Annotated in this window: 22 protein-coding genes and 1 pseudogene; 14 read left to right on the top strand and 9 right to left on the bottom strand. The window is 67.5% G+C overall.

Annotated elements, in window-relative coordinates; all coding sequences use genetic code 11:
* Together G3N94_RS28460 and G3N94_RS28465 are read right to left on the bottom strand one after the other, a co-directional pair.
* On the bottom strand, nt 1–454 hold a 454-nt coding region (locus tag G3N94_RS28460; RefSeq protein ID WP_205796006.1), incomplete at its 3' end, for a single-stranded DNA-binding protein.
* Between the two features lie 102 nt (nt 455–556).
* Entirely contained in the window at nt 557–1,744 is a 1,188-nt protein-coding gene (locus G3N94_RS28465) for an MFS transporter (RefSeq protein WP_205796008.1), read from the bottom strand.
* Between the two features lie 300 nt (nt 1,745–2,044).
* Here G3N94_RS28465 and uvrA point away from each other — a divergent pair, with 300 nt between their 5' ends.
* Both uvrA and G3N94_RS28475 read left to right on the top strand, forming a co-directional pair.
* Nucleotides 2,045–4,930, top strand: a complete 2,886-nt coding sequence (uvrA, locus tag G3N94_RS28470; protein WP_205796010.1) for an excinuclease ABC subunit UvrA — start codon at nt 2,045–2,047, stop codon at nt 4,928–4,930.
* 352 nt (nt 4,931–5,282) lie between these two features.
* Complete coding sequence (locus tag G3N94_RS28475) at nt 5,283–6,368, top strand: hypothetical protein (RefSeq protein WP_205796012.1); 1,086 nt, start codon at nt 5,283–5,285, stop codon at nt 6,366–6,368.
* Between the two features lie 92 nt (nt 6,369–6,460).
* Here G3N94_RS28475 and purU read toward each other — a convergent pair whose 3' ends face one another.
* The 5 genes from purU to G3N94_RS28500 form a co-directional block, all read right to left on the bottom strand.
* Nucleotides 6,461–7,345, bottom strand: a complete 885-nt coding sequence (gene purU / locus G3N94_RS28480) for a formyltetrahydrofolate deformylase (RefSeq protein WP_205796014.1) — start codon at nt 7,343–7,345, stop codon at nt 6,461–6,463.
* 117 nt (nt 7,346–7,462) lie between these two features.
* Nucleotides 7,463–8,350, bottom strand: coding sequence for a DUF4743 domain-containing protein (locus G3N94_RS28485; RefSeq protein WP_205796016.1), 888 nt, complete (start codon nt 8,348–8,350; stop codon nt 7,463–7,465).
* 11 nt (nt 8,351–8,361) lie between these two features.
* On the bottom strand, nt 8,362–8,976 hold the full coding sequence (locus G3N94_RS28490) for a LysE family translocator (RefSeq protein WP_205796045.1): 615 nt from the start codon (nt 8,974–8,976) through the stop codon (nt 8,362–8,364).
* A 26-nt stretch (nt 8,977–9,002) separates the two neighbouring features.
* Entirely contained in the window at nt 9,003–9,569 is a 567-nt protein-coding gene (locus G3N94_RS28495; RefSeq protein WP_205796018.1) for an adenine phosphoribosyltransferase, read from the bottom strand.
* 98 nt (nt 9,570–9,667) lie between these two features.
* Complete coding sequence (locus G3N94_RS28500; RefSeq protein WP_205796046.1) at nt 9,668–11,674, bottom strand: monovalent cation:proton antiporter family protein; 2,007 nt, start codon at nt 11,672–11,674, stop codon at nt 9,668–9,670.
* 125 nt (nt 11,675–11,799) lie between these two features.
* Between G3N94_RS28500 and kdsD the strand changes: the two genes are divergently transcribed.
* From kdsD to G3N94_RS28555, 11 genes are all read left to right on the top strand, one after another.
* Nucleotides 11,800–12,783: an arabinose 5-phosphate isomerase KdsD gene (gene kdsD / locus G3N94_RS28505; RefSeq protein ID WP_205796020.1), complete on the top strand. Its 984-nt coding sequence runs from the start codon at nt 11,800–11,802 to the stop codon at nt 12,781–12,783.
* Complete coding sequence (locus G3N94_RS28510) at nt 12,783–13,319, top strand: HAD family hydrolase (RefSeq protein WP_205796022.1); 537 nt, start codon at nt 12,783–12,785, stop codon at nt 13,317–13,319. The genes kdsD and G3N94_RS28510 overlap by 1 nt, the downstream gene beginning before the upstream one ends.
* Before the next feature lie 3 nt (nt 13,320–13,322).
* Nucleotides 13,323–13,937, top strand: a complete 615-nt coding sequence (gene lptC / locus G3N94_RS28515; RefSeq protein ID WP_205796024.1) for an LPS export ABC transporter periplasmic protein LptC — start codon at nt 13,323–13,325, stop codon at nt 13,935–13,937.
* 20 nt (nt 13,938–13,957) lie between these two features.
* On the top strand, nt 13,958–14,620 hold the full coding sequence (gene lptA / locus G3N94_RS28520) for a lipopolysaccharide transport periplasmic protein LptA (RefSeq protein ID WP_205796026.1): 663 nt from the start codon (nt 13,958–13,960) through the stop codon (nt 14,618–14,620).
* Entirely contained in the window at nt 14,620–15,396 is a 777-nt protein-coding gene (gene lptB, locus G3N94_RS28525) for an LPS export ABC transporter ATP-binding protein (RefSeq protein ID WP_124601863.1), read from the top strand. The genes lptA and lptB overlap by 1 nt, the downstream gene beginning before the upstream one ends.
* Before the next feature lie 194 nt (nt 15,397–15,590).
* Entirely contained in the window at nt 15,591–17,099 is a 1,509-nt protein-coding gene (locus G3N94_RS28530) for an RNA polymerase factor sigma-54 (protein WP_205796028.1), read from the top strand.
* A 161-nt stretch (nt 17,100–17,260) separates the two neighbouring features.
* Entirely contained in the window at nt 17,261–17,620 is a 360-nt protein-coding gene (gene raiA, locus G3N94_RS28535; protein WP_124601861.1) for a ribosome-associated translation inhibitor RaiA, read from the top strand.
* 239 nt (nt 17,621–17,859) lie between these two features.
* Nucleotides 17,860–18,372, top strand: a complete 513-nt coding sequence (locus G3N94_RS28540; RefSeq protein WP_205796048.1) for a PTS sugar transporter subunit IIA — start codon at nt 17,860–17,862, stop codon at nt 18,370–18,372.
* Between the two features lie 128 nt (nt 18,373–18,500).
* Nucleotides 18,501–19,469, top strand: a complete 969-nt coding sequence (gene hprK / locus G3N94_RS28545) for an HPr(Ser) kinase/phosphatase (protein ID WP_010090664.1) — start codon at nt 18,501–18,503, stop codon at nt 19,467–19,469.
* A 98-nt stretch (nt 19,470–19,567) separates the two neighbouring features.
* On the top strand, nt 19,568–20,476 hold the full coding sequence (rapZ, locus tag G3N94_RS28550; RefSeq protein ID WP_205796030.1) for an RNase adapter RapZ: 909 nt from the start codon (nt 19,568–19,570) through the stop codon (nt 20,474–20,476).
* 24 nt (nt 20,477–20,500) lie between these two features.
* Nucleotides 20,501–21,145: an LON peptidase substrate-binding domain-containing protein gene (locus G3N94_RS28555; RefSeq protein ID WP_205796041.1), complete on the top strand. Its 645-nt coding sequence runs from the start codon at nt 20,501–20,503 to the stop codon at nt 21,143–21,145.
* A 96-nt stretch (nt 21,146–21,241) separates the two neighbouring features.
* Here G3N94_RS28555 and mutY read toward each other — a convergent pair whose 3' ends face one another.
* Entirely contained in the window at nt 21,242–22,342 is a 1,101-nt protein-coding gene (gene mutY, locus G3N94_RS28560; RefSeq protein ID WP_205796043.1) for an A/G-specific adenine glycosylase, read from the bottom strand.
* A gap of 25 nt (nt 22,343–22,367) precedes the next feature.
* Nucleotides 22,368–23,198, bottom strand: a complete 831-nt coding sequence (gene mutM, locus G3N94_RS28565) for a bifunctional DNA-formamidopyrimidine glycosylase/DNA-(apurinic or apyrimidinic site) lyase (RefSeq protein ID WP_124601857.1) — start codon at nt 23,196–23,198, stop codon at nt 22,368–22,370.
* An 88-nt stretch (nt 23,199–23,286) separates the two neighbouring features.
* Between mutM and G3N94_RS28570 the strand changes: the two are divergent.
* Nucleotides 23,287–23,786 (top strand): annotated as a pseudogene (locus G3N94_RS28570) (hypothetical protein); the annotation flags it as partial.

Below are 23,786 nucleotides of genomic sequence, written 5' to 3' on the forward strand. Positions count from 1 at the left end.
TACGGCCACCACCGCCACCGCCGCCGCGCTCCATCTGTTCGCCACGGCCGCCGCCACCGCCGCCATAACCGCCACCGTAACCGCCTTCATCACCACCACCGCCGCCGCCGCCCGCACCACCGCGGCCGCCGAGCATCTGCATCTGATCGGCGACGATTTCGGTCGAGTAACGGTCCTGGCCGTCCTGGCCTTGCCACTTGCGGGTGCGGATACGGCCTTCGATGTACACCGACGAACCCTTCTTCAGGTATTCGTTGACGATTTCCGCGAGGCGGCCGAAGAACGCGACGCGATGCCACTCGGTCATTTCCTTGAACTCGCCGCTCGCCTTGTCCTTGTAGCGGTCGGTCGTCGCGAGACGGATGTTCGCAACCGCGTCGCCGCTCGGCAGGTAACGGACTTCAGGATCGGCGCCGAGATTGCCGACGAGGATGACCTTGTTGACGGATGCCATGTGTTTCTCCAGTAAATTCGATGCCGGGCCGCTCGCGGATCACGTCGAGCCGGCCCGCCGGGCGGCCCGGCAAGCGCCACCGATGCGTGCCCGGATAAAGGGTCAGGCCTTGCGCGGCGGCGCTTTCATGCTGGCCGCGATTATAAGCCACGCGGCAACGAGGCCCGAGCACGCGTAGAACACCGTGTTCGCGCCGCCGTGCTTCAGCAGCCAGCCGCCCGCGACGCCGCCGAGCGCGAGCCCGATCGATTGCGTCGTGTTGTATACACCCGTCGCCGCGCCCTTGCGCGAGCCCGGCGCGAGCTTCGAGACCAGCGACGGCTGCGACGCTTCCAGGATGTTGAATCCGAGGAAATAGACGAACAGGATCGCTGCCACAATGAGGATGGTATGCGGCGCGCTGCCCAGCAGCAATTGGCCAATCAGGATAGCGAAGATGCCGCCGAGCAGCACCGGCTTCATCTTGCCCCGTTTTTCCGCGACGATGATCGCGGGCACCATCATCACGAACGCGAGGCCCATCACCGGCAGGTAGACCTTCCAGTGCGACGCGACCGGCAGCCCGCCGTCGACGAGCAGGCGCGGCACGACGAGGAACAGCGCGGTCTGCGTCGCGTGCAGCACCAGCACGCCGAAATTCAGGCGCAGCAGTTCGACGTTGTGCAGCACCTCGCCGAACGGCGCGGGCACGTGCACGGGCCTGGCCGCGTCGGGCACGATCCACACCACGACACCGATCGCGAGGATCGACAGCACGCCGACGATCGCGAACAGCCCGCTCATCCCGACCCAGTGGAACACGATCGGCGCGCCGACGATCGCGACCGCGAACGACACGCCGATCGAGCCGCCGACCATCGCCATCGCCTTCGTGCGGTTCTGCTCGGAGGTCAGGTCGGCGATGAACGCGAGCACCGCGGACGACACGGCGCCCATCCCCTGGATGACCCGGCCGACGATGATCCACGTGATGTCGTGCGCGGACGCGGCGACGAAACTGCCGATCGCGAAGATCACGAGGCCCGTGGCAATGACCGGCTTGCGGCCGAACTTGTCGGACGCCCAGCCGTAGAAAATGTAGAACAGCGACTGCGTGACGCCGTAGGCCCCGAGCGCGATCCCGACGAGCAGCACGTTGTCGCCGCCCGGGATGGTTTTCGCGTAGACCGAGAACACCGGCATGATCATGAACAGGCCGAGCATGCGCAGTGCGAAGATCGCCGCGAGCGACGTGGTCGCACGCAGTTCGGGCGCGCTCATGCGGGAAGACGTGGCGGACGGATTGGACATCGGGAACGAATTTCGAATGATCGGATGGTCCGCCCGGCACCGGGCGGCGGAAGATCAGGGCCGTTGGTCGGTGATCGTCGATCGGGCGGTCCGGGCAGGCGGACGTGACGCGGGCCGCCGACAGGCCGCTCGAGACCCGGAAAGCCGTGCGGCACGGCGGCATTCCCGGCGCAGGCGCCGCCTTGCTGACAGCTGCTGCAAACGCCTGGAGCCCGTTTGTGACCCGTTTGGGGCCCCGAACGACGGCCTCGAAAAGCCGTTATAGTAGCAGGTTTGGTTCCCTCCTTTTTCGCCAGGTTCATGGAACAAATCCGTATCCGTGGGGCGCGTACCCACAACCTGAAGAACGTCAATCTCGACCTGCCGCGCCACAAGCTGATCGTGATTACCGGGCTGTCCGGATCGGGCAAATCGTCGCTTGCGTTCGATACCCTTTATGCCGAAGGCCAGCGCCGCTACGTGGAAAGCCTGTCCGCGTATGCGCGCCAGTTCCTTCAGCTGATGGAGAAACCGGACGTCGACCTGATCGAGGGCCTGTCGCCCGCGATCTCGATCGAGCAGAAGGCCACGTCGCACAACCCGCGTTCGACCGTCGGCACGGTCACGGAAATCCACGACTACCTGCGACTTTTGTACGCACGGGTCGGCACGCCGTACTGCCCGGACCACGACATCCCGCTGGAAGCGCAGAGCGTGTCGCAGATGGTCGACGCCGCGCTCGCGCTGCCCGAGGAAACCAAGCTGATGATCCTCGCGCCCGTCGTCGCGGACCGCAAGGGCGAGCACGCGGAGCTGTTCGAGGACATGCAGGCGCAGGGCTTCGTGCGCTTTCGCGTGCGCTCGGGCGGCGGCACCGCGAACGAAGGCGTCGCGAAGATCTACGAGGTCGATTCGCTGCCGAAGCTCAAGAAGAACGACAAGCACACGATCGACGTCGTCGTCGACCGCCTGAAGGTGCGCGCGGACATGAAGCAGCGGCTCGCCGAGTCGTTCGAGACCGCGCTGCGCCTCGCCGACGGCCGCGCGATCGCGCTCGAGATGGATACCGACCACGAGCACCTGTTCAGCTCGAAGTTCGCGTGCCCCGTGTGCTCGTACTCGCTGCAGGAACTCGAGCCGCGCCTGTTCTCGTTCAACAACCCGATGGGCGCGTGCCCGGATTGCGACGGCCTCGGCCAGATCACGTTCTTCGACCCGAAGCGGGTCGTCGCGCATCCGTCGCTGTCGCTCGCCGCCGGTGCGGTGAAGGGCTGGGACCGGCGCAACCAGTTCTACTTCCAGATGCTGCAGAGCCTCGCGGCGTTCTACGATTTCGACATCGACGCCGCGTTCGAGGATCTGCCCGAGAAGATCAAGAAAGTGCTGCTGTACGGCTCCGGCAAGCAGACGATCCCGTTCTCGTACATCAACGAGCGCGGCCGCACGACGATCCGCGAGCACGTGTTCGAGGGGATCATCCCGAACCTGGAGCGCCGCTACCGCGAGACCGATTCGGTCGCGGTGCGCGAGGAGCTGTCGAAGTACCAGAACAACCAGCCGTGCCCGTCATGCGACGGCACGCGCCTGCGCCGCGAGGCGCGCCACGTGCGGATCGGCACGGGCGATTACGCGCGCGGGATCTATGAAGTCAGCGGCTGGCCGCTGCGCGACGCGCTCGGCTATTTCGACGGCCTGACGCTCGAAGGTGCGAAAGCCGAGATCGCCGACAAGGTGATCAAGGAGATCGTCGCGCGCCTGACGTTCCTGAACAACGTCGGCCTCGACTACCTGTCGCTCGAGCGCAGCGCCGAGACGCTGTCGGGCGGCGAGGCACAGCGCATCCGCCTCGCGTCGCAGATCGGCTCGGGCCTCACGGGCGTGATGTACGTGCTCGACGAGCCGTCGATCGGCCTGCACCAGCGCGACAACGACCGGCTGATCGCGACGCTCAAGCACCTGCGCGACCTCGGCAACTCGGTGATCGTCGTCGAGCACGACGAGGACATGATCCGCACCGCCGACTACGTCGTCGACATGGGCCCGGGCGCCGGCGAGCACGGCGGCGTGGTGGTTGCGGAAGGCACGCCGAAGCAGGTGCAGGCGAACCCGCAGTCGCTGACGGGCCAGTACCTCGTCGGCAAGCGCACGATCGAGTATCCGGACGAGCGGATCGCGCCCGATCCGGAGCGGATGATGCGCATCGTCGACGCGCACGGCAACAACCTGAAGCACGTCGACCTCGAGCTGCCGGTCGGCCTGCTGACCTGCATCACCGGCGTGTCGGGCTCCGGCAAGTCGACGCTGATCAATGACACGCTGTACCACGCGGTCGCGCGCCACCTGTACGGCTCGTCGGCCGAGCCGGCGCCGCACGAGGCGGTCGAAGGCCTCGAGCACTTCGACAAGGTGATCAACGTCGACCAGTCGCCGATCGGCCGCACGCCGCGCTCGAACCCGGCCACCTACACGGGCCTGTTCACGCCGATCCGCGAGCTGTTCTCGGGCGTGCCGACGTCGAAGGAGCGCGGCTACGATCCGGGCCGCTTCTCGTTCAACGTGAAGGGCGGCCGCTGCGAGTCGTGCCAGGGCGACGGCGTGCTGAAGGTCGAGATGCACTTCCTGCCGGACGTCTACGTGCCGTGCGACGTGTGTCACGGCAAGCGCTACAACCGCGAGACGCTCGAAGTCCAGTACAAGGGCAGGAACATCAGCGAAGTGCTCGACATGACGGTCGAGCACGCGTACGAGTTCTTCAACGCGGTGCCCGTCATCGCACGCAAGCTGAAGACGCTGCTCGACGTCGGCCTCGGCTACATCCGCCTCGGCCAGTCGGCGACGACCTTGTCGGGCGGCGAGGCGCAGCGCGTGAAGCTGTCGCTCGAGCTGTCGAAGCGCGACACGGGCCGCACGCTGTACATCCTCGACGAGCCGACCACCGGCCTGCACTTCCACGACATCGCGCTGCTGCTCGAAGTGATCCACCGGTTGCGCGACCAGGGCAACACGGTCGTGATCATCGAGCACAACCTCGACGTGATCAAGACAGCCGACTGGGTGATCGACCTCGGCCCGGAAGGCGGCGCGGGCGGCGGCCAGATCATTGCGCAGGGCACGCCCGAGCAGGTCGCGAAGACGAAGGCGAGCTTCACCGGCAAGTACCTCGCGCCGCTCCTCAAGCGCAACAACCGCAAAGTCGCGGCGGGCTGATCCCGCTATCCGGCGCCCCCCGCGCGCGGCCGCCCGGCCGCGCGCGCGATTCCCTTCCCTCCGGGCGGCCGCACGCGTCCTCGTTTTCCCTTCTTCGTTTACACCACGCGCCAAACGTCAAGTTGCGGACCATAATGGCGGCTATACTTTACGGTCGTAAGGTTCGCCATCCGCACCAATCCGGTGCGGAGACAGGCGGACGCCACCCGGCCGGGCTCGCACCGGCCGGCGCACGAACGACAGCTCTGCATGGGCCGGGAGTCAGCGCTGAAGCGCCGACTCCGGTCGACCGCGAAGCATGGGGCCGGAGCAAGCGTTGAAGCGCTCACTCCGGTCGACAAAGGAAAACACGATGGAGAAGCAACAAGAGTCGCCGCGCGAAGCGCAGAACAAGGAGCCGCACTTGCGCAGCGTGCGGCTGACGAGCGACTTCAGCCTGCCGAAACTGTCGGCGATCGAGATCGGCAGCTACCTGCTGGCGCTCGTCGCGATGTGGCTCATCCTCGACCTCAAGCTGCTCGGCGGGCTGCTCGCCGGCCTGCTCGTCTACCAGCTGATCCACACGATCGCACCGGTGATCGAGCGCCACACGACGAGCATGCGCGCGCGCTGGGTCGCCGTCGTGCTGCTGTCCGCCGCGATCGTCGGCGGGCTCACGGGCATCACGATCGGCATCATCGAACACTTCGAGCACACGGTGCCGAACCTGCAGAGCCTGCTCGGCCAGCTGATGCAGATCGTCGAGCAGACCCGCGCGCGCACGCCCGCGTGGATCGCGAACCTGCTGCCCGTCGACGTCGAGCAGATGAAGGCGAAGGCGGCCGTGCTGATGCACACGCACATGGACCAGCTGCAGCAGAGCGGCAAGAACGTCGCGCGCGGCTTCGGCCACGTGCTGTTCGGGATGATCATCGGCGCGATGATCGCGATCGGCGTCGAGCACGGCAAGGTGCGCCGGCCGCTGTCGACCGCGCTCGTCACGCGCGTGTCACGCTTCGCCGACGCGTTCCGCCGGATCGTGTTCGCGCAGATCAAGATCTCGGCGATCAACTCGTTCTTCACGGGCCTCTACCTGCTGGTCGCGCTGCCGATCTTCCACGAGCAGCTGCCGATGTCGAAGACGCTCGTGCTCGTCACGTTCATCGTCGGCCTGCTGCCGGTGATCGGCAACCTGGTCTCGAACACGCTGATCGTCGCCGTGTCGCTGTCGGTGAGCATGGGCACCGCGATCGCGTCGCTCGCGTTCCTCGTGATCATCCACAAGCTCGAGTACTTCCTGAATGCGAAGATCATCGGCGGCCAGATCGAATCGCGCGCGTGGGAACTGCTGCTCGCGATGCTCGTCATGGAAGCCGCGTTCGGGCTGCCGGGCGTGATCGCCGCGCCGATCTTCTACGCGTACCTGAAGCGCGAGCTGTACATGCTGCGGCTGATCTGACACGCCGCGCGGACGCAACGCCCGCCCCAACGCAAAACGCCGCACCCGGCAACGGGTGCGGCGTTTTGCTTGTCGTGCGGCAGAACGGTGGCTTAGCGGAACACGACCGTCTTCGTCCCGTTCAGCACGATGCGGTGCTCGACATGCCACTTCACCGCGCGCGCGAGCGTCACGCACTCGACGTCGCGGCCGATCGCGGTCAGCTGGTCCGGCGTCATGCTGTGGTCGACGCGCTCCACTTCCTGCTCGATGATCGGGCCTTCGTCCAGATCGGTCGTCACGTAGTGCGCGGTCGCGCCGATCAGCTTCACGCCGCGGTCGAACGCCTGGTAGTAAGGCTTCGCGCCCTTGAAGCTCGGCAGGAACGAATGGTGGATGTTGATCGCGCGGCCGGCAAGCTGCTCGCACATGTTCGGCGACAGGATCTGCATGTAGCGCGCGAGCACGACGAGGTCCGCCTGATGCTCGTCGATCACTTCCAGCACGCGCGCTTCCTGCGCGGCCTTCGCAGCGTCGGACGAGCCGCCGACGAGCGGGAAGTGATGGAACGGGATGTCGTAGCTCGCGGCGAGCTGGTAGAAATCCTTGTGATTCGACACGATCGCCGGGATCTCGATCGGCAGCTGGCCCGTGCGATAGCGGAACAGCAGGTCGTTCAGGCAATGGCCGATCTTCGACACCATGATCACGACGCGCGGCTTCGCCGCCGCGTCGTGCAACTCCCAGCGCATCGCGAACTGCTCGGCGAGCGGCGCGAACTGCGTGCGCAGCGTGTCGAGCGACGACGTCGCATCCATGCCGCTGCCATCATGCTCGAAATGCACGCGCATGAAGAACTCGCCGGTGCGGCTGTCGCCGAACTGCGCCGAATCGAGGATGTTGTTGCCGCGCTCGAACAGGAAGCCCGAGACCGCGTGGACGATGCCGTGCCGGTCGGGGCACGACAGTTTCAAGATAAAGCTGTGATCGGCCGACATGACCGCTACTCCCTTCGTTTCCGTATTCGTGAAATGGCCCGCTCTGGGTCGCTCTGGGTCGCTCGGGGCCGTCCGCGGCAGCCCGGCAAGCCACCCGCGCCCGTCCGATGCGCGCCGTCAGGCTGCGTGCGCGAACAGCGCGTCGATTCCCGCCGCGTCGTCCGACGCGATCCACCGATGCCGCAGCAGCGTGTCGAGCATCGCGAGGCTCGCGTCCATCGTCGCGTCGCCGTCCCGCAGCCAGCCGACCACCTCCGGCACGCTGGCCAGCAGGTGCTCGGCGACTTCGCCGTCCTGGTTGTGCGGCGCGAAGTCGCGCGGCAGCGGCAGGTCGTAGACGAAGATCAGTTCGGACTGCGTCCCTTCCGGCAGCGAGCACAGCACCTGCACCGCACGGCCCGCGATCGCGCGTGCCGCGAGTTCGGCCGGAATGCCGGCTTCCTCCCAGCATTCCTTCGTCAGCGTCTCGTGAACGCCGAGCCCCCAGCCGATGCCGCCCGCGACGACGTTGTCGAGCATGCCGGGGTCGGTTGCCTTGGTCGCGCTGCGGCGGCCGAGCCACATCTGCGGCGTCGCAGCGCCTTCCGGCCGGGGCGCACCCGGCTGAGGTGCCGCCGGTTGAACCGCATATTCTACGATGCCGTTCAGGTGCACCGCATAAGTCTGCGTGCCGAAGAACCGCGACGCGGCCCGCTCGATGTACGCAAGCGGCGGATCGTCGAAGCGGTTGCGGATCGCGTAGATCTCGTCGCGCCAGCCGGGAATCGCGCCCTCGGCCGCAAGCGCGCCGATCGCGCTCGCGAGCGCCATGCTGCGCGCGTCGACCGAGTCGTAGCGGCCGGACAGCACGACACGGTCGTCCGTCAGCTCGAACACGTCGGGCCAGCGGGCGAGCCGCGCTGCGTCGGAACGCCGCACCCAGCCGACCGGCACACCGGCGATCTCGAAGCGCAGGTGCGCGGCCGGGTCGAAGCGGCGCGCGGCGGCGATGCAGGGAAACGTCATCGGCCGCTCCGTCAGTCCTTCAGCGCGACGCGGATGCCGATCGCGATGAACGTCGCGCCGGCGAGCCGGTCGAGCCAGACGCCGACCGTCGGCCGACGCTTCAGCCACGCGCCGATCGCCCCCGCGCACACGCCGAACAGCGAAAAGATCACGGCCGTCTGCAGCATGAACAGCGCGCCGAGCTCGAACATCTGCAGCGTCACGCTCTGCGCGCCGTGCGCATCGACGAACTGCGGCAGGAACACGACGAAGAACAGCGTGACCTTCGGGTTCATCAGGTTGCCGAGCACGCTCTGCCGGAAGATCGACGCGAGCGGCTGCGGGGGGCGCGTGTGCGCGGTCGCGAGGCCCTGGCTGCGCAACGCCTTGATGCCGATCCACACGAGGTACGCGGCGCCCGCGAGCTTCAGGATCTGGAACGCGACCGGCGACGAACGCAGCACGGCCGCGACGCCGAGCGCCGCGAGCGTCGTGTGGAACGTCACGCCGGCGGCAAAGCCGAGCGCCGCGACGAGGCCGGCCGCGCGGCCCTGCGAGATCCCGCGCGCGAGCACCTGCAGGTTGTCGGGGCCGGGCGCGAACGTGATCGCGATCGACGTGGCGAGAAACAGCATGAAGTTCGGCATCATGACCTCGCTGCGTAAGCCGGCGCTCAGTGGCCGGCGAATTCGGTGACGTTGTAGACCGACAGCCCCGCGTTGCGCAGCAGCGCCGAGCCGCCGAGTTCCGGCAGGTCGATGATCGCCGCGCCCTCGACGACGACCGCGCCGAGCCGCTGCAGCAGGTTGCGCCCCGCCATCATCGTGCCGCCGGTCGCGATCAGATCGTCCATGATGACCACGCGGTCGCCGGGCCGGCACGCATCCTCGTGGATCTCGACGGTCGCGCTGCCGTATTCGAGCTCGTACGATTCCGAGCAGGTCTTGTACGGCAGCTTGCCGACCTTGCGGATCGGCACGAAGCCGACGCTCAGCTCGTACGCGACGATCGGCGCGATGATGAAGCCGCGCGCATCGAGGCCCGCGACATAGTCGAGCTTCGCGTCGACATAGCGCTCGACGAACAGGTCGACGAGCACGCGCAGCGCCTTCGGGCTCTGCAGCAGCGTCGTGATGTCGCGAAACATCACGCCTGGCTGCGGCCAGTCGGGCACGGTGCGGATCTGGCTGTGGATGAAGGCGGCGGGATCGAGCGGCGCGCCCGACGACGAATGCGGCATGAAACTCTCCGAAAAAACGGTGCGCGACGTTCCGGGCACCGTTCAGTCATTCCAGTAATACGGGTCAGATAATGATTGGCCAACGCTTAGGCCAACGCTCAGACCGCGGTGGCCGGCGGCTCCCGCCGGTGGCGCGACAGGCGCTCCTCCGCGAGCGCGAGCGCCTCGGGCAGCCCGCGCAGCACGACGATATCGCTCGCGCGCAGCTTGGTCTGCGGATCCGGCTCGACGCCGCGGATGCCGTGCCGGCGGATTGCCGTCACCTCGAGCCCGAGCGCAAACAGCCCGAGCTCGTCCAGCGAGCGCCCGACCGCATCCGCGCGTGCGTCGACCGGCACCGATTGTAGCCGCACCTGCTCGTGGTCGTCGTCGTCCGCGTCGTCGGCGCCGCGGAAATAGCCGCGCAGCAGGCTGTAGCGCTCGTCACGCATCTCCTCGACGCGCCGCACGACCTTGCGCATCGGCACGCCCACCAGCACCAGCGTATGCGACGCGAGCATCAGGCTGCCTTCGACGATCTCCGGGATCACCTCGGTCGCGCCGGCCGCGAGCAGCTTCTCGAGGTCGGCGTCGTCGACGGTGCGCACGATCGCCGGCAGCGTCGGTTCGAGCTCGTGCACGTGATGCAGCACGCGCAGTGCGGACGGCGTGTTCGCATAGGTGATCGCCACCGCCGCCGCGCGGTGGATACCGGCTGCGAGCAGCGACTCGCGGCGCGCGGCGTCGCCGAACACGACCGATTCGCCGGCCGCCGCGGCCGAGCTCACGCGGTCGGGGTCGAGGTCGAGCGCGACGTACGAAATCCCTTCCTGCTCGAGCATCCGCGCCAGGTTCTGCCCTGCGCGGCCATAGCCGCAGATGATCACGTGGCCGCGCTGCTTCAGGCTTTGCGTCGCGATCCGGGTCATCTGCAGCGACTGCATCATCCACTCCGTCGACGACAGCCGCATCACGATCCGGTCCGCGTTCTGGATCAGGAACGGCGCCGCGAGCATCGACAGCAGCATCGATGCGAGGATCGCCTGCAGCAGCGTCGAATCGACGAGATGCCGGTCGAGAATCAGGTTCAGCAGCACGAAGCCGAATTCGCCGGCCTGCGCGAGGCCGAGGCCCGTGCGCATCGCGACGCCCGGGCTCGCGCCAAAGAGCCGCGCGAGCCCCGCGATCATCGTGCCCTTGAACAGGATCTGCCCGACGAAGAAGCCGAGCACGAGCAACGGGTGCTCCCAGATCACGCGCGGATCGAGCAGCATCCCGGTCGTCACGAAGAACAGGCCGAGCAGCACGTCGCGGAACGGCTTGATGTCCTCCTCGACCTGATGGCGGAACGGCGTCTCCGAAATCAGCATCCCCGCGATGAACGCGCCGAGCGCGAGCGACAGGCCGAACTTGTCGGTGATGAACGCGGCGCCGAGCGTAACGAGCAGCAGGTTCAGCACGAACAGCTCCTGCGAGCGGCGCCGCGCGACGACGTTGAGCCAGCGGGTCATGAAGCGCTGCCCGACGATCAGCAGCAGCGCGAGCGCGATCACGATCTTGACGGCCGCGAAGCCGAGCGTGATTGCGAGATCCTTCGACGATTCCGCGCCGAACGCGGCGATCACGATCAGCAGCGGCACGACCGCGAGATCCTGGAACAGCAGCACGCCGAAGATGTTGCGGCCGTGCTCGGTCTCGATCTCGAGCCGCTCGGCGAGCATCTTCGACACGATCGCGGTCGACGACATCGCGAGCGCGCCGCCGAGCGCGACGGCGCCCTGCCACGTGATGTGCACCCAGCGTTCGAACAGCATCCCGAGCACAAGCGCGAGCACGAGCGTCGCGACCACCTGCAACAGGCCGAGGCCGAACACGAGCCGCTGCATCGCGCGCAGCTTCGCGAGCGAGAACTCGAGGCCGATCGAAAACATCAGGAACACCACGCCGAATTCCGCGAGATGCTCGGCCCGCTCGAGATCCGCGGCGATGCCGAGCGCGTGCGGGCCGACCAGGATGCCGACGGTCAGGTAGCCGAGCATCGGCGGCAGGTTCAGCGAACGGAACACGACGACGCCCACCACCGAAGCCAGCAGCAGCAGGAGCGTCATTTCGAGCGGGGAAATCACGGGCAAAGCGTCCTCGTTCGTCGGGGCCACGGCAATGCGGGCGCGGGTGGTGGCGGTGGACAGGCGACATCGGACGAGTCCGAAGGGCCGGCGCGGCGAACAAACGCCTTTGCTATACTCCGCGCATGATAGCGAAAATCAATGATGATCGGGCGCTCGCGCTCGCCCGCGACGTGCTCGACATCGAGGCGGACGCCGTGCGCGCGTTGAGCGACCAGCTCGACGGCGACTTCGTCAGGGCCGTCGCGCTGCTGCTCGGCTGCAGCGGCCGCGTGGTCGTTTCCGGAATCGGCAAATCGGGGCACATCGCCCGCAAGATCGCGGCCACGCTGGCCAGCACCGGCACCCCCGCGTTCTTCGTCCATCCGGCCGAAGCCAGCCACGGCGACCTCGGGATGGTCACGGCCGACGACGTGTTCATCGGCATCTCGTACTCCGGCGAGTCGGAAGAACTCGTCGCGATCCTGCCGCTCGTGAAGCGGATCGGCGCGAAGCTGATCGCGATCACGGGCCGCTCCGAATCCAGCCTCGGCCAGCTCGCCGACGTGAACCTGAACGCCGCGGTGTCGAAGGAAGCGTGCCCGCTGAACCTCGCGCCCACCGCGAGCACGACCGCCGCGCTCGCGCTCGGCGACGCGCTCGCCGTCGCAGTGCTCGACGCGCGCGGCTTCGGCTCCGAGGATTTCGCGCGCTCGCACCCGGGCGGCGCGCTCGGCCGGCGCCTGCTCACCTACGTGCGCGACGTGATGCGCACCGGCGACGAGATTCCGTCCGTCGGGCTCGACGCGACGCTGTCGGACGCGCTGTTCCAGATCACCGCAAAGCGCCTCGGCATGACGGCCGTGGTCGACGCGGCCGGCAAGGTCGCGGGCATCTTCACGGACGGCGACCTGCGCCGCGTGCTCGCGCGCGACGGCGACTTCCGCGCGCTGCCGATCGCCGATGTGATGACGCGCAACCCGCGCACGATCGCGCCGGATCACCTGGCAGTCGAGGCCGTGGAACTGATGGAGCGCCACCGGATCAACCAGATGCTGGTGGTCGATGCCGACGGCGCGCTGATCGGCGCGCTGAACATGCACGACCTGTTCTCGAAGAAGGTGATCTGATGACCGCTGCGCTCACTGCGGCCGAACGCGCGAGCCGCGTGAAGCTGATGGTTTTCGACGTCGACGGCGTGCTGACCGACGGCGGCCTGCTGTTTACGGCCGCCGGCGACGCGATGAAGTCGTTCAATTCGCTCGACGGGCATGGCGTGAAGCTGCTCGGCGAGGCCGGCATCGCGACCGCGATCATCACCGGCCGCCGTTCCGAGATCGTCGCCGCCCGCGCGAAGGAAATGAAGATCACGCACCTGTTCCAGGGCGTCGACAACAAGCTCGCGGTGTTCGCCGATCTGATCGCGTCGCTCGGCCTCGCGGCCGACGCGTGCGGCTACATGGGCGACGACTGGCCCGACCTGCCCGTGATGCTGCGCTGCGGCTTCGCGGCCGCGCCGGCCAACGCGCATCCCGACGTGATCGCGCGCGCGCACTGGGTCGCCGAGGCCCGCGGCGGCCACGGCGCGGTGCGCGAAGTGTGCGACACGATCCTGCGCGCACAGCGCCGCTACGACGCGCTGCTCGCGGCCGCCTGCGGAGCCTGACGGATGAATAGCCGATTCCGCTGGACCCAGCTGCTGCCGCTCGCCGCGGTCGCGGCGCTCGCGGGCGTCACGTGGTGGCTGCTGCAGGCGACGCTGCCGCCGCCCGGCGAAGGCCCCGCGCAGGAGAAGCGCCACACGCCCGACTATTTCGCCGACAACTTCTCGGTCACCGAGCTCGACCAGTCCGGCGCGACCCAGTACCGGCTGACGGCGACGAAGCTGATCCACTTCGAGGACACCGAATCGAGCGACCTGACCGCGCCCGCGATGCGCGCGTTCCAGCCCGGCAGGCCGATCGTGACGACCACCGCGAAGCGCGGCACCGTCAACGGCGACGTGTCGGTCGTCGACCTGTACGACGACGCGCGCATCCTGCGCGCGGCGGGCGGCGGCGATCCGCAGATGCAGGCCGATTCCCAGCATTTCCGGATCTTCGTCAATGATGATGTGATCCAGACCGAAAAGCCGGTTAAACTTCAGCGCGGCCTGTCGCTCGTCAACGCGACCGACGGCATGAAGTACAACAACGTCACCCGGGTCATCGAGCTCTACGGCAACGTGCGCGGCACGATTGCCGCGGCGGACACGTCCGGCGGCTCGAAAGCTCAACCCAGGTGACGCATCCCTCACGTGATTGCATGAACGAATCGTTCCCTCGTCAGAATACCGGCGGCGCTGCGCGCGCCGTCCGCGCCGCGCTCGCCGCGACGCTCGTGGCGCTCCCGCTCGTCGGGCTGGCGCCGCTCGCCCATGCCGAGAAGGCCGACCAGAGCAAGCCGATCAACGTCGAGGCCGACAACCTGACCTATGACGACCTGAAGCAGGTGACCGTCGCGACCGGCAACGTCGTGATCACGAAGGGCACGATCGTCATCAAGGGTGATCGCGTCGAAGTGCGGCAGGATCCGGAAGGCTACCAGTACGCCACGTCATACGGCAGCGGCAAGAAACACGCGTCGTTCCGCCAGAAGCGCGAAGGCCTCGACGAATACATCGACGGCGACGCGGAGCGCATCGACTACGACGGCAAGCAGGACCTGACGACGCTCACCACCGCCGCGACCGTGCGCCGCCTGCAGGGCACGACGACGATCGCCGACACCGTGCACGGCAGCGTGGTCACGTACGACGGCCAGCGCGACTTCTACACCGCGCGCGGCGGCAAGGACGTCGCCGCGCCGGGCAACCCGAACGGCCGCGTGCGCGCGATGCTGTCGCCGAAGAACGGCGGCCCCGCGCCGCTGACGGGCGCGCCGGCCAAGCTCGCGCCGTCGTCGACGATCCAGGGAGCGCCGGACTGATGAACGCGCTACCGAACCGCCAGCCGGCCGGCACGTCGAGCTCGCTCGTCGTCCGCAACCTGAAGAAGCGCTACGGCTCGCGCACCGTCGTCAAGGACGTGTCGCTCGACGTGAAGAGCGGCGAAGTCGTCGGCCTGCTCGGCCCGAACGGCGCCGGCAAGACCACGTCGTTCTACATGATCGTCGGCCTCGTGCCGCTCGACGCGGGCGAGATCTCGCTGAACGGCAGCTCGATCAGCCTGCTGCCGATCCACAAGCGCGCATCGCTCGGGCTGTCGTACCTGCCGCAGGAAGCATCGGTGTTCCGCAAGCTGACCGTCGAGGAAAACATCCGCGCGGTGCTCGAGCTGCAATTCGGCGACGACGGCAAGCGGCTGTCGAAGGACGCGATCGCGTCGCGCACCGAAGCGCTGCTCGACGAGCTGCAGATCGGCCACCTGCGCGAGAACCCTGCGCTGTCGCTGTCGGGTGGCGAACGCCGCCGCGTCGAGATCGCACGCGCGCTCGCGACCAACCCGAGCTTCATCCTGCTCGACGAGCCGTTCGCGGGCGTCGACCCGATCGCGGTGCTCGAGATCCAGAAGATCGTCAAGTTCCTGAAGCAGCGCAACATCGGCGTGCTGATCACCGACCACAACGTGCGCGAAACGCTCGGCATCTGCGACCACGCGTACATCATCAGCGACGGCTCGGTGCTCGCGGCCGGCGCCCCCAGCGAGATCATCGAGAACGAAAGCGTGCGCCGCGTGTATCTCGGCGAACACTTCCGCATGTAACTCGCACTTGACGCGTACTTAGAGCGCACTTAAAGCACACGTAACGCGCGTTCACGGCAACGCGCCACACGGCCCTGCCCGGCTCCGCCGCGCGGGGCCGTGCCCCTTTTCACGCGGCCGTGGCGGCGCGCGTAATCGCGGATGGCCCAATGCGGTGGGTCGTGGCAAACTCCGGGTATGACTCCCTCCTTGCCATGAAAGCCAGCCTTCAACTCCGCCTGTCGCAACACTTGGCGCTGACGCCGCAACTGCAGCAGTCGATCCGGCTCCTGCAGCTGTCGACGCTCGAACTCCAGCAGGAAGTGGCGATGGCGGTCGCCCAGAATCCGCTGCTCGAGAACGACGACGAATGGATCGCGAGCCCGCTGCGCGTTGCAGCGGACGGTTCGCTGATCGCGCAGACGCCGCCCGCGTCGAACCCCGAGCCGATGTCGGCCACCAACGGCAGCGGCCAGACCAGCGAGCGCGCGGAACGTGACGAGCCTGCCGGCGCCGACGAGTACGACGGCTACGCAAGCGGCGACAGCGGCGACGGTCCGCAATGGAACCTCGACGAGTTCGGCCGCGCGAGCGGCGCGTCCGACGACGACGACCTGCCGCCGCTGCAGGTGCAGGAAGCCGCGACGTCGCTGCGCGACCACCTGTCCGCGCAGCTGCGCGTCACGCAGGCCGGGCCGCGCGACCGCGCGCTCGTGATGTTCCTGATCGAATCGCTCGACGACGACGGCTACCTGACCGCGACGCTCGACGAGGTGCTCGCCGATCTGCCGCCCGAACTCGAGGTCGACTGCGACGAGCTGAACGCCGCGCTCGCGCTGCTGCACAGCTTCGATCCGGCCGGTGTCGGGGCTCGTTCGGCGTCCGAATGCCTGAAGCTGCAGCTGCTGCGGCTCGATCCGTCCCCGACGCGCACGCTCTCGCTCGAGATCGTGTCGCAACACCTCGAGCTGCTGGCCGCGCGCGACTTCACGCGGTTGCGCAAGCACCTGAAGGCGACCGACGACGCGCTGCGCGACGCGCACGCGCTGATCCGCTCGCTCGAACCGTTCCCCGGCGCCGCGTACGGCAAGGCCGAGGCCGACTACGTCGTGCCCGACATCATGGTGAAGAAGGTCGGCCAGGGCTGGCAGGCGGAACTCAATCCGGAAGTCGTGCCGCGCCTGCGGATCAACAACCTCTACGCGAACATCCTGCGCAACAGCCGCGGCGATCCGTCCGCGGGTTCGCTCAAGCAACAACTGCAGGAAGCACGCTGGCTGATCAAGAATATCCAGCAGCGCTTCGACACGATCCTGCGTGTTGCGCAGGCTATTGTCGAACGTCAGAAGAATTTCTTTGCGCACGGTGAAATCGCGATGCGCCCCTTGGTTTTGCGGGAAATAGCTGATACGCTGGGCCTACACGAGTCGACTGTCAGCCGTGTGACAACCGGGAAGTACATGCTGACCCCGTTCGGGACGCTTGAATTTAAGTACTTCTTCGGATCTCACGTTTCGACCGACACCGGTGGCGCCGCATCGTCGACCGCCATCCGTGCCCTCATCAAGCAACTGATAGGAGCCGAAGACACAAAATCGCCTCTTTCGGACAGCCGAATTGCCGAACTGCTGGCAGAACAAGGCTTCGTGGTTGCGCGCCGCACGGTTGCAAAATATCGCGAAGCCCTCAAGATCCCGGCAGTCAATCTGCGCAAGTCTCTTTAAGCCTGCTGCCTGCCCGGCGGCAGGCGTGTTCCGGCCACCGCGCACACGGGGTAAGGCCGGGCGACCTGTCCGTCATCTGCCGCATCGCGGATGCGGCACGGGCAAGTCGACCGGACGACCGCAACAACGCGGACTGGTGGCCACTCGCTTGGAGAAGCACTATGAACCTGAAGATCAGTGGACATCATCTCGAAGTCACGCCTGCAATTCGCGAATACGTGATCACCAAGCTGGACCGGGTGCTACGGCATAGCGATCAGGTAATCGATGGCACTGTGATTCTCTCGGTCGACAACCACAAGGAAAAGGACAAGCAGCAACGCGCGGAAATCAATCTGCATCTGAAGGGCAAGGACATCTTCGTCGAAAGCGCGAACGGCAATCTGTACGCGGCGATCGATCTGCTGATCGACAAGCTGGATCGCCAGGTCGTCAAGCACATGGAGCGCCTGCAAACGCACGCGCACGATCCGATCAAGCTTCAGCCGGCGATCGAACAGATCGAAGTGCCGCCGCAATAAGCGCACACCGCATCAGCATGCCGCCCGGTTCGCCGGGCGGTTTTTTTTGTAGTCCGGCGCAACACTGCGGGCACTGCCGGCACCGCGAGCGGCTCGCGCGAGCCGCCCGGCCGCTTCGCGCCACGCGCCCGGCTGTGTTCTATAATGCTCCGGTTATTTGCCGGGGGGGCCGGGGGGCGTTGGGTACGGTCGCCGTGCCTCGCAGGTCGCCATCGCCAAACGCCTTGATATCGCCGAACATGGAAAATCAGTCTGCCGCCGCGAGGAGACCCCAGGCCGCCCAATCGCCTGCCAACATGAATCGCCTAGCCAAAATCCTGCCCCTAGAGAACGTCGTCATCGACCTCTCCGTCACCAGCAAGAAACGCGTGTTCGAACAAGCCGGGCTGATGTTCGAGAATCAGAACGGCATTGCCCGCAGCACCGTCACGGACAACCTGTTCGCGCGCGAGCGCCTCGGCTCGACCGGGCTCGGCGAAGGCGTCGCGATTCCGCACGGGCGCATCAAGGGCCTCAAGCATCCGCTCGCCGCGTTCGTGCGGCTCGCCGATCCGATTCCGTTCGAGGCGCCCGACGGCCAGCCGGTTTCCCTCCTGATTTTCCTGCTCGTCCCCGAGCAAGCCACCCAGCAGCATCTCGAGATCCTGTCGGAAATCGCGCAACTGCTGTCCGACCGCGACGCGCGCGAGCGTTTGCACAACGAAACGGACCCCGCCGAGTTGCATCGCCTGCTCACTCAGTGGCAACCTTGAGTTGATCCGGGCGGTACATTTTCCCGAACGAGGCGGCGCAAGCCGCCGTCCCGGGCCGCCCGGCGCCGGCCCGGCAAGGCGACGCCCGTCGCCACGCGCGCGCACCGGCTCATTGGAGTGACGGACTCATGGATACGTCCAGCATCAACGCCCAAAGCATCTTCGACGACAACGCGGCCACGCTGAAGCTCAGCTGGCTGACGGGGCATGAAGGCTGGGAGCGCGGCTTTTCGGCCGACACCGTCGCGAACGCGACCTCGAGCGCCGACCTCGTCGGCCACCTGAACCTGATCCACCCGAACCGGATCCAGGTGCTCGGCGAAGCCGAGATCGACTACTACCAGCGGCAGACCGACGAAGACCGTTCGCGCCACATGGCCGAACTGATCGCCCTCGAGCCGCCGTTCCTCGTCGTCGCCGGCGGCGCCGCGGCGCCGCCCGAACTCGTGCTGCGCTGTACGCGCTCGTCGACCCCGCTGTTCACGACGCCGATGTCGGCCGCCGCGGTGATCGACAGCCTGCGCCTCTACATGTCGCGCATCCTCGCGCCGCGCGCGACGCTGCACGGCGTGTTTCTCGACATCCTCGGGATGGGCGTGCTGCTGACGGGCGACTCGGGCCTCGGCAAGAGCGAACTCGGCCTCGAGCTGATCAGCCGCGGCCACGGCCTCGTCGCCGACGACGCGGTCGACTTCGTCCGTCTTGGCCCCGATTTCGTCGAAGGGCGCTGCCCGCCGCTGCTGCAGAACCTGCTCGAAGTGCGCGGCCTCGGCCTGCTCGACATCAAGACCATCTTCGGCGAGACCGCCGTGCGACGGAAGATGAAGCTGAAGCTGATCGTGCAGCTCGTGCGGCGCCCGGACGGCGAGTTCCAGCGCCTGCCGCTCGAAAGCCAGACCGTCGACGTGCTCGGTTTGCCGATCAGCAAGGTCACGATCCAGGTTGCGGCCGGCCGCAACCTCGCGGTGCTCGTCGAGGCAGCGGTCCGCAACACGATCCTGCAGTTGCGCGGAATCGACACGTTGCGTGATTTCATGGATCGGCAACGACTCGCGATGCAAGATCCCGATAGTCAGTTTCCCGGCAAGCTCGTATAGGGCCTGCTCACACCAGCAACGGGCCCGCTGCGGCCCGTCGCGCAGCGCGGGCGCGTCGTGCCGGTGCTATGATGAACCGTCAGGATTTTCTGCTTCCCATGCGCATCGTTCTCATCACCGGCATTTCCGGTTCCGGCAAATCCGTCGCGCTGAATGCGCTGGAGGACGCAGGCTACTACTGCGTCGACAATCTGCCGCCGCAAGTGCTGCCCGAGCTGACCCGCTACCTCGCCGAAGAAGGCCAGCAGCGGCTCGCGGTTGCGATCGACGCGCGCTCGAGCGCGTCGCTCGACGAAATGCCCGGCCTGATCCGTACGCTGTCGCGCGATCACGATCTGCGCGTGCTGTTCCTCAATGCGAGCACCCCCGCGCTGATCCAGCGCTTCTCCGAAACGCGCCGCCGTCATCCGCTGTCGGGCTCGCCATCGCACGACGCGGACATCGGCCTGCTGTCGTCGCTCGAGGAGGCGATCGAGCGCGAGCGCGAACTCGTCGCGCCGCTCGCCGAGTTCGGCCACCAGATCGACACGAGCAACCTGCGCGCGAACGTGCTGCGCACCTGGGTCAAGCGCTTCATCGAACAGAAGAACGACGACCTGATGCTGATGTTCGAATCGTTCGGCTTCAAGCGCGGCGTGCCGCTCGACGCCGACCTGATGTTCGACGTGCGCGCGCTGCCGAACCCGTACTACGACCATCAGTTGCGCCCGCTCACCGGGCTCGACCAGCCGGTCATCGCGTTTCTCGACGCACTGCCGATCGTCCACCAGATGATCGACGACATCCATGCGTTCCTGATCAAATGGCTGCCGCACTTCCGCGAAGACAACCGTAGCTATCTGACCGTCGCCATCGGCTGTACGGGCGGCCAGCATCGCTCGGTGTTCATCGCGGAAACGCTCGCCGCGCGCCTCGCGCGCGAGGCGAACGTGATCGTGCGGCATCGTGACGCGCCCGTGGATGTCGACGCGTCGTCGCGGCTCGTGGCCGAGGTCGCCAGACCTTAGCGACGCCGCTTCTCCGAAAGCGCCATGTCCTCTCTCTCGACCACCCTGCTCGACCTGCCGCTGTTCCCCCTCCATACGGTGCTGTTTCCGGGCGGCCTGCTGCCGCTCAAGGTGTTCGAGGCGCGCTACCTCGACATGGCGCGCGCGTGCCTGCGCGACGACGCGCCGTTCGGCGTCTGCCTGCTGAAGAGCGGCCCGGAAGTCGCGCAGGAAGGTGCGGTGTCGGTACCCGAAACGATCGGCTGCATGGCGCGCATCGTCGAATGCGACACCGGCGAGTTCGGGATGCTGTTCCTGCAGGCGATCGGCACGCAGCGCTTCGAGCTGCTGTCGCATCGCGTCGAGGCGAACGGGCTGCTGGTCGGCATCGCGGAGCCGCTGCCCGACGACATTCCGCTCGAGGGCGAGCAGGCGCTCGCGCAGTTCGGCGCGTGCGCGGAGGTGCTCGAACGCATCATCGACGCGCTAAAGCAGAAGATCGACAAGGAAAAGGACAAGCTGCCGTTCTGCGAACCGTTCCGGCTCGACGATCCGAGCTGGGTGTCGAACCGTCTCGCGGAACTGCTGCCGCTCGACCTGCGCGCGCGACAGAAGCTGATGGAGTTTCCCGATGTCGGCGCGCGCATCGACGCCGTGCATCACGTGCTGAACCGGCACGGCTGGCTCTGAGCGCGAAGGCCGGTGCGCGTTGCGGGTGCGCTTTGCAGGTGCGCTTCGCGGGCGCACTCCGCGCGCGACCCGCGCGTCGCGTCAAAGCGCGTTGCGTTACAGCAGTGAACCGCTCAATCCGTCGAGCAGCTTGCGCACCGGCGCAGGCACGCCATATGCGTCGAGCCCGGCGAGCGGCACCCACGCAGTCTGTGCGTCCTGCGCGACGAGCGCGCCGCCGTCACCCATTTCGCTCAGCCGCGGCTCGATCTCGAGCTTGAAATGCGTGAACGTGTGCGTGAGCGGCGCGAGCGGCACCGGACCGCCGCCGCCGAATCCGCGCGCGCGCTCGGCGAGCGCGGCATCGCCGTCGGCCTCCGGCAGGCTCCAGAGCCCGCCCCAGATGCCGGCCGGCGGACGCCGCTCGAGCAGCACCGCGTCGCCGTCGCGCAGCACGAGCATCCACGTCTTCTTCGTCGGCACATTCTTCTTCGGACGCGCGGCCGGCAATTCGCGCTGCCGGCCCGTCGACTGCGCGACGCAATCCCCCGCGAACGGGCAGCGCGCGCAATCCGGCTTGCCGCGCACGCACAGCGTCGCGCCGAGATCCATCAGCCCCTGTGTGTAGGCGCTCACGTCGTCCGCATGCGCCGCGTCGGGCAACAGCGATTCGGCAAGCGCCCACATGTCGTTCTCGACGCGCTTTTCACCCGGGAACCCCTCGACGCCGAACACGCGCGCGAGCACGCGCTTCACGTTGCCGTCGAGAATCGTCGCGTGCGCGCCGAACGCGAACGACGCGATCGCCGCGGCGGTCGAGCGGCCGATGCCCGGCAGTTCGGCGAGCGCCTCCGGCGTCGACGGAAACGCGCCGCCGTGGTCGGCCACCACGACCTGCGCGCAGCGATGCAGGTTGCGCGCGCGCGAGTAGTAGCCGAGGCCGGCCCACAACGCCATCACGTCGTCGAGCGGTGCAGCCGCGAGCGCCGCGACGTCCGGGTAGCGCTCGAGAAAGCGCAGGTAATAAGGCACGACGGTCGATACCTGCGTCTGCTGCAGCATGATTTCGGACAGCCAGATGCGATACGGGTCACGGGTGTTCTGCCACGGCAGGTCGTGGCGACCGTGCTCGCGCTGCCACGCGATCAGGCGCGTGGCGAACGTGCGGTGCAGCGGCGTGACGGGAAACGGAGCGGGGGCGATACGGGGTGGCTTCAAGGTCGCAAGTAGGTGGCAAGTGGTTTCAACGCTGGCAGGACGGACAATAGTAGGTCGACCGCTGGCCCTGCACGATCTGCCGGATCGGCGTGCCGCACACGCGGCAAGGCTGCCCGGCGCGATCATAGACGAAGCAGTCGAGCTGGAAGTAGCCGCTCTCGCCGTTGCTGCCGACGAAATCGCGCAGCGTGCTGCCGCCGCGCTCGATCGCGTCGGCGAGCGTCGCGCGCACGGCGTCGGCCAGCCGCTCGTAGCGCGGCAGCGACACCTTGCCGGCCGCGGTGGTCGGCCGGATGCGCGCGCGGAACAGGCTCTCCGACGCATAGATGTTGCCGACGCCGACGACGATGTCGCCCGCGAGCAGCGCCTGCTTGACCGACACCGAGCGCCCGCGCGTGCGCGCGTGCAGCAGCGCGCCGGTGAACGCCGGCGAGAACGGTTCGACGCCGAGCCCGGCCAAGAGCGGATGCGCGTGCACGTCGCCGTCTTCGCGCGGATGCCACAGTACGGCACCGAAGCGGCGCGGATCACGGAAACGCAGCACGAACTCGTCGAAAATCCAGTCGATATGGTCGTGTTTCGCGGCCGCGGGCGGCGCGCCGGCCGTCGGCAGCACGCGCAGCGTGCCCGTCATGCCGAGGTGCACGATGAACCAGCCGGCATCGACTTCGAACAGCAGGTACTTGCCGCGCCGCTCGACGCCGAGCACCTCGCGCGCGCGCAGCTGTTCCGCGAGCCCGGCGGGCACGGGCCAGCGCAGCATCGCGGTGCGCACGTCGACGCGCTCGACGCGACGGCCCGCGACAAAGGGTTCGATACCGCGGCGCGTGACTTCGACTTCCGGCAACTCTGGCATGTTCTGGGGGTCTTAGACTGGATGATGACGATCGTGCGTGTATTGTAGCGAGCGCGATACAATCGGCTGAAACATCGAACGGATTTCCATGACCCTGCCCTCGAAGCTGCTTCAGAAGCGCCCCGCCGCCGACGCGCGTGCCTCGCGCGCCTTCCCGATCCGCCGCGCGCTTGGTGCCGCGCTGGTCGCCGCATGGACGCTTGCCGCCTTCCCGGCGCACGCGCAGGATCCGGCGCCGGACGATGCCGAATCCCAGAGCGCGTTCGATCACGTGTTGCCGGACGAGAAAAAGGATCTCCCGAACGTCCAGCTGACGAGCCAGATCGTCTACCAGGTGCTCGCCGCCGAGGTTGCGCTGCAGCGCAACCAGCCTGCGCCTGCGTTCCAGACCTATCTCGCGCTCGCCCGCGACACGCACGACCCGCGCATGGCGCAGCGCGCGACCGAAATCGCGCTCGGCGCGCAGAGCCCGGCCGACGCGCTGTCCGCCGCAGAGCTGTGGCGGCAGTACGCGCCCAATTCGAATCGCGCATCGCAGGTCGACGCCGCGCTGCTCGTGCTGTCCGGCAAGCCGGCCGACGCGCAGCA

Origin of the sequence: Burkholderia sp. Ac-20353, assembly GCF_017104785.1 — a bacterium.
Classification (GTDB): Bacteria; Pseudomonadota; Gammaproteobacteria; order Burkholderiales; family Burkholderiaceae; genus Burkholderia.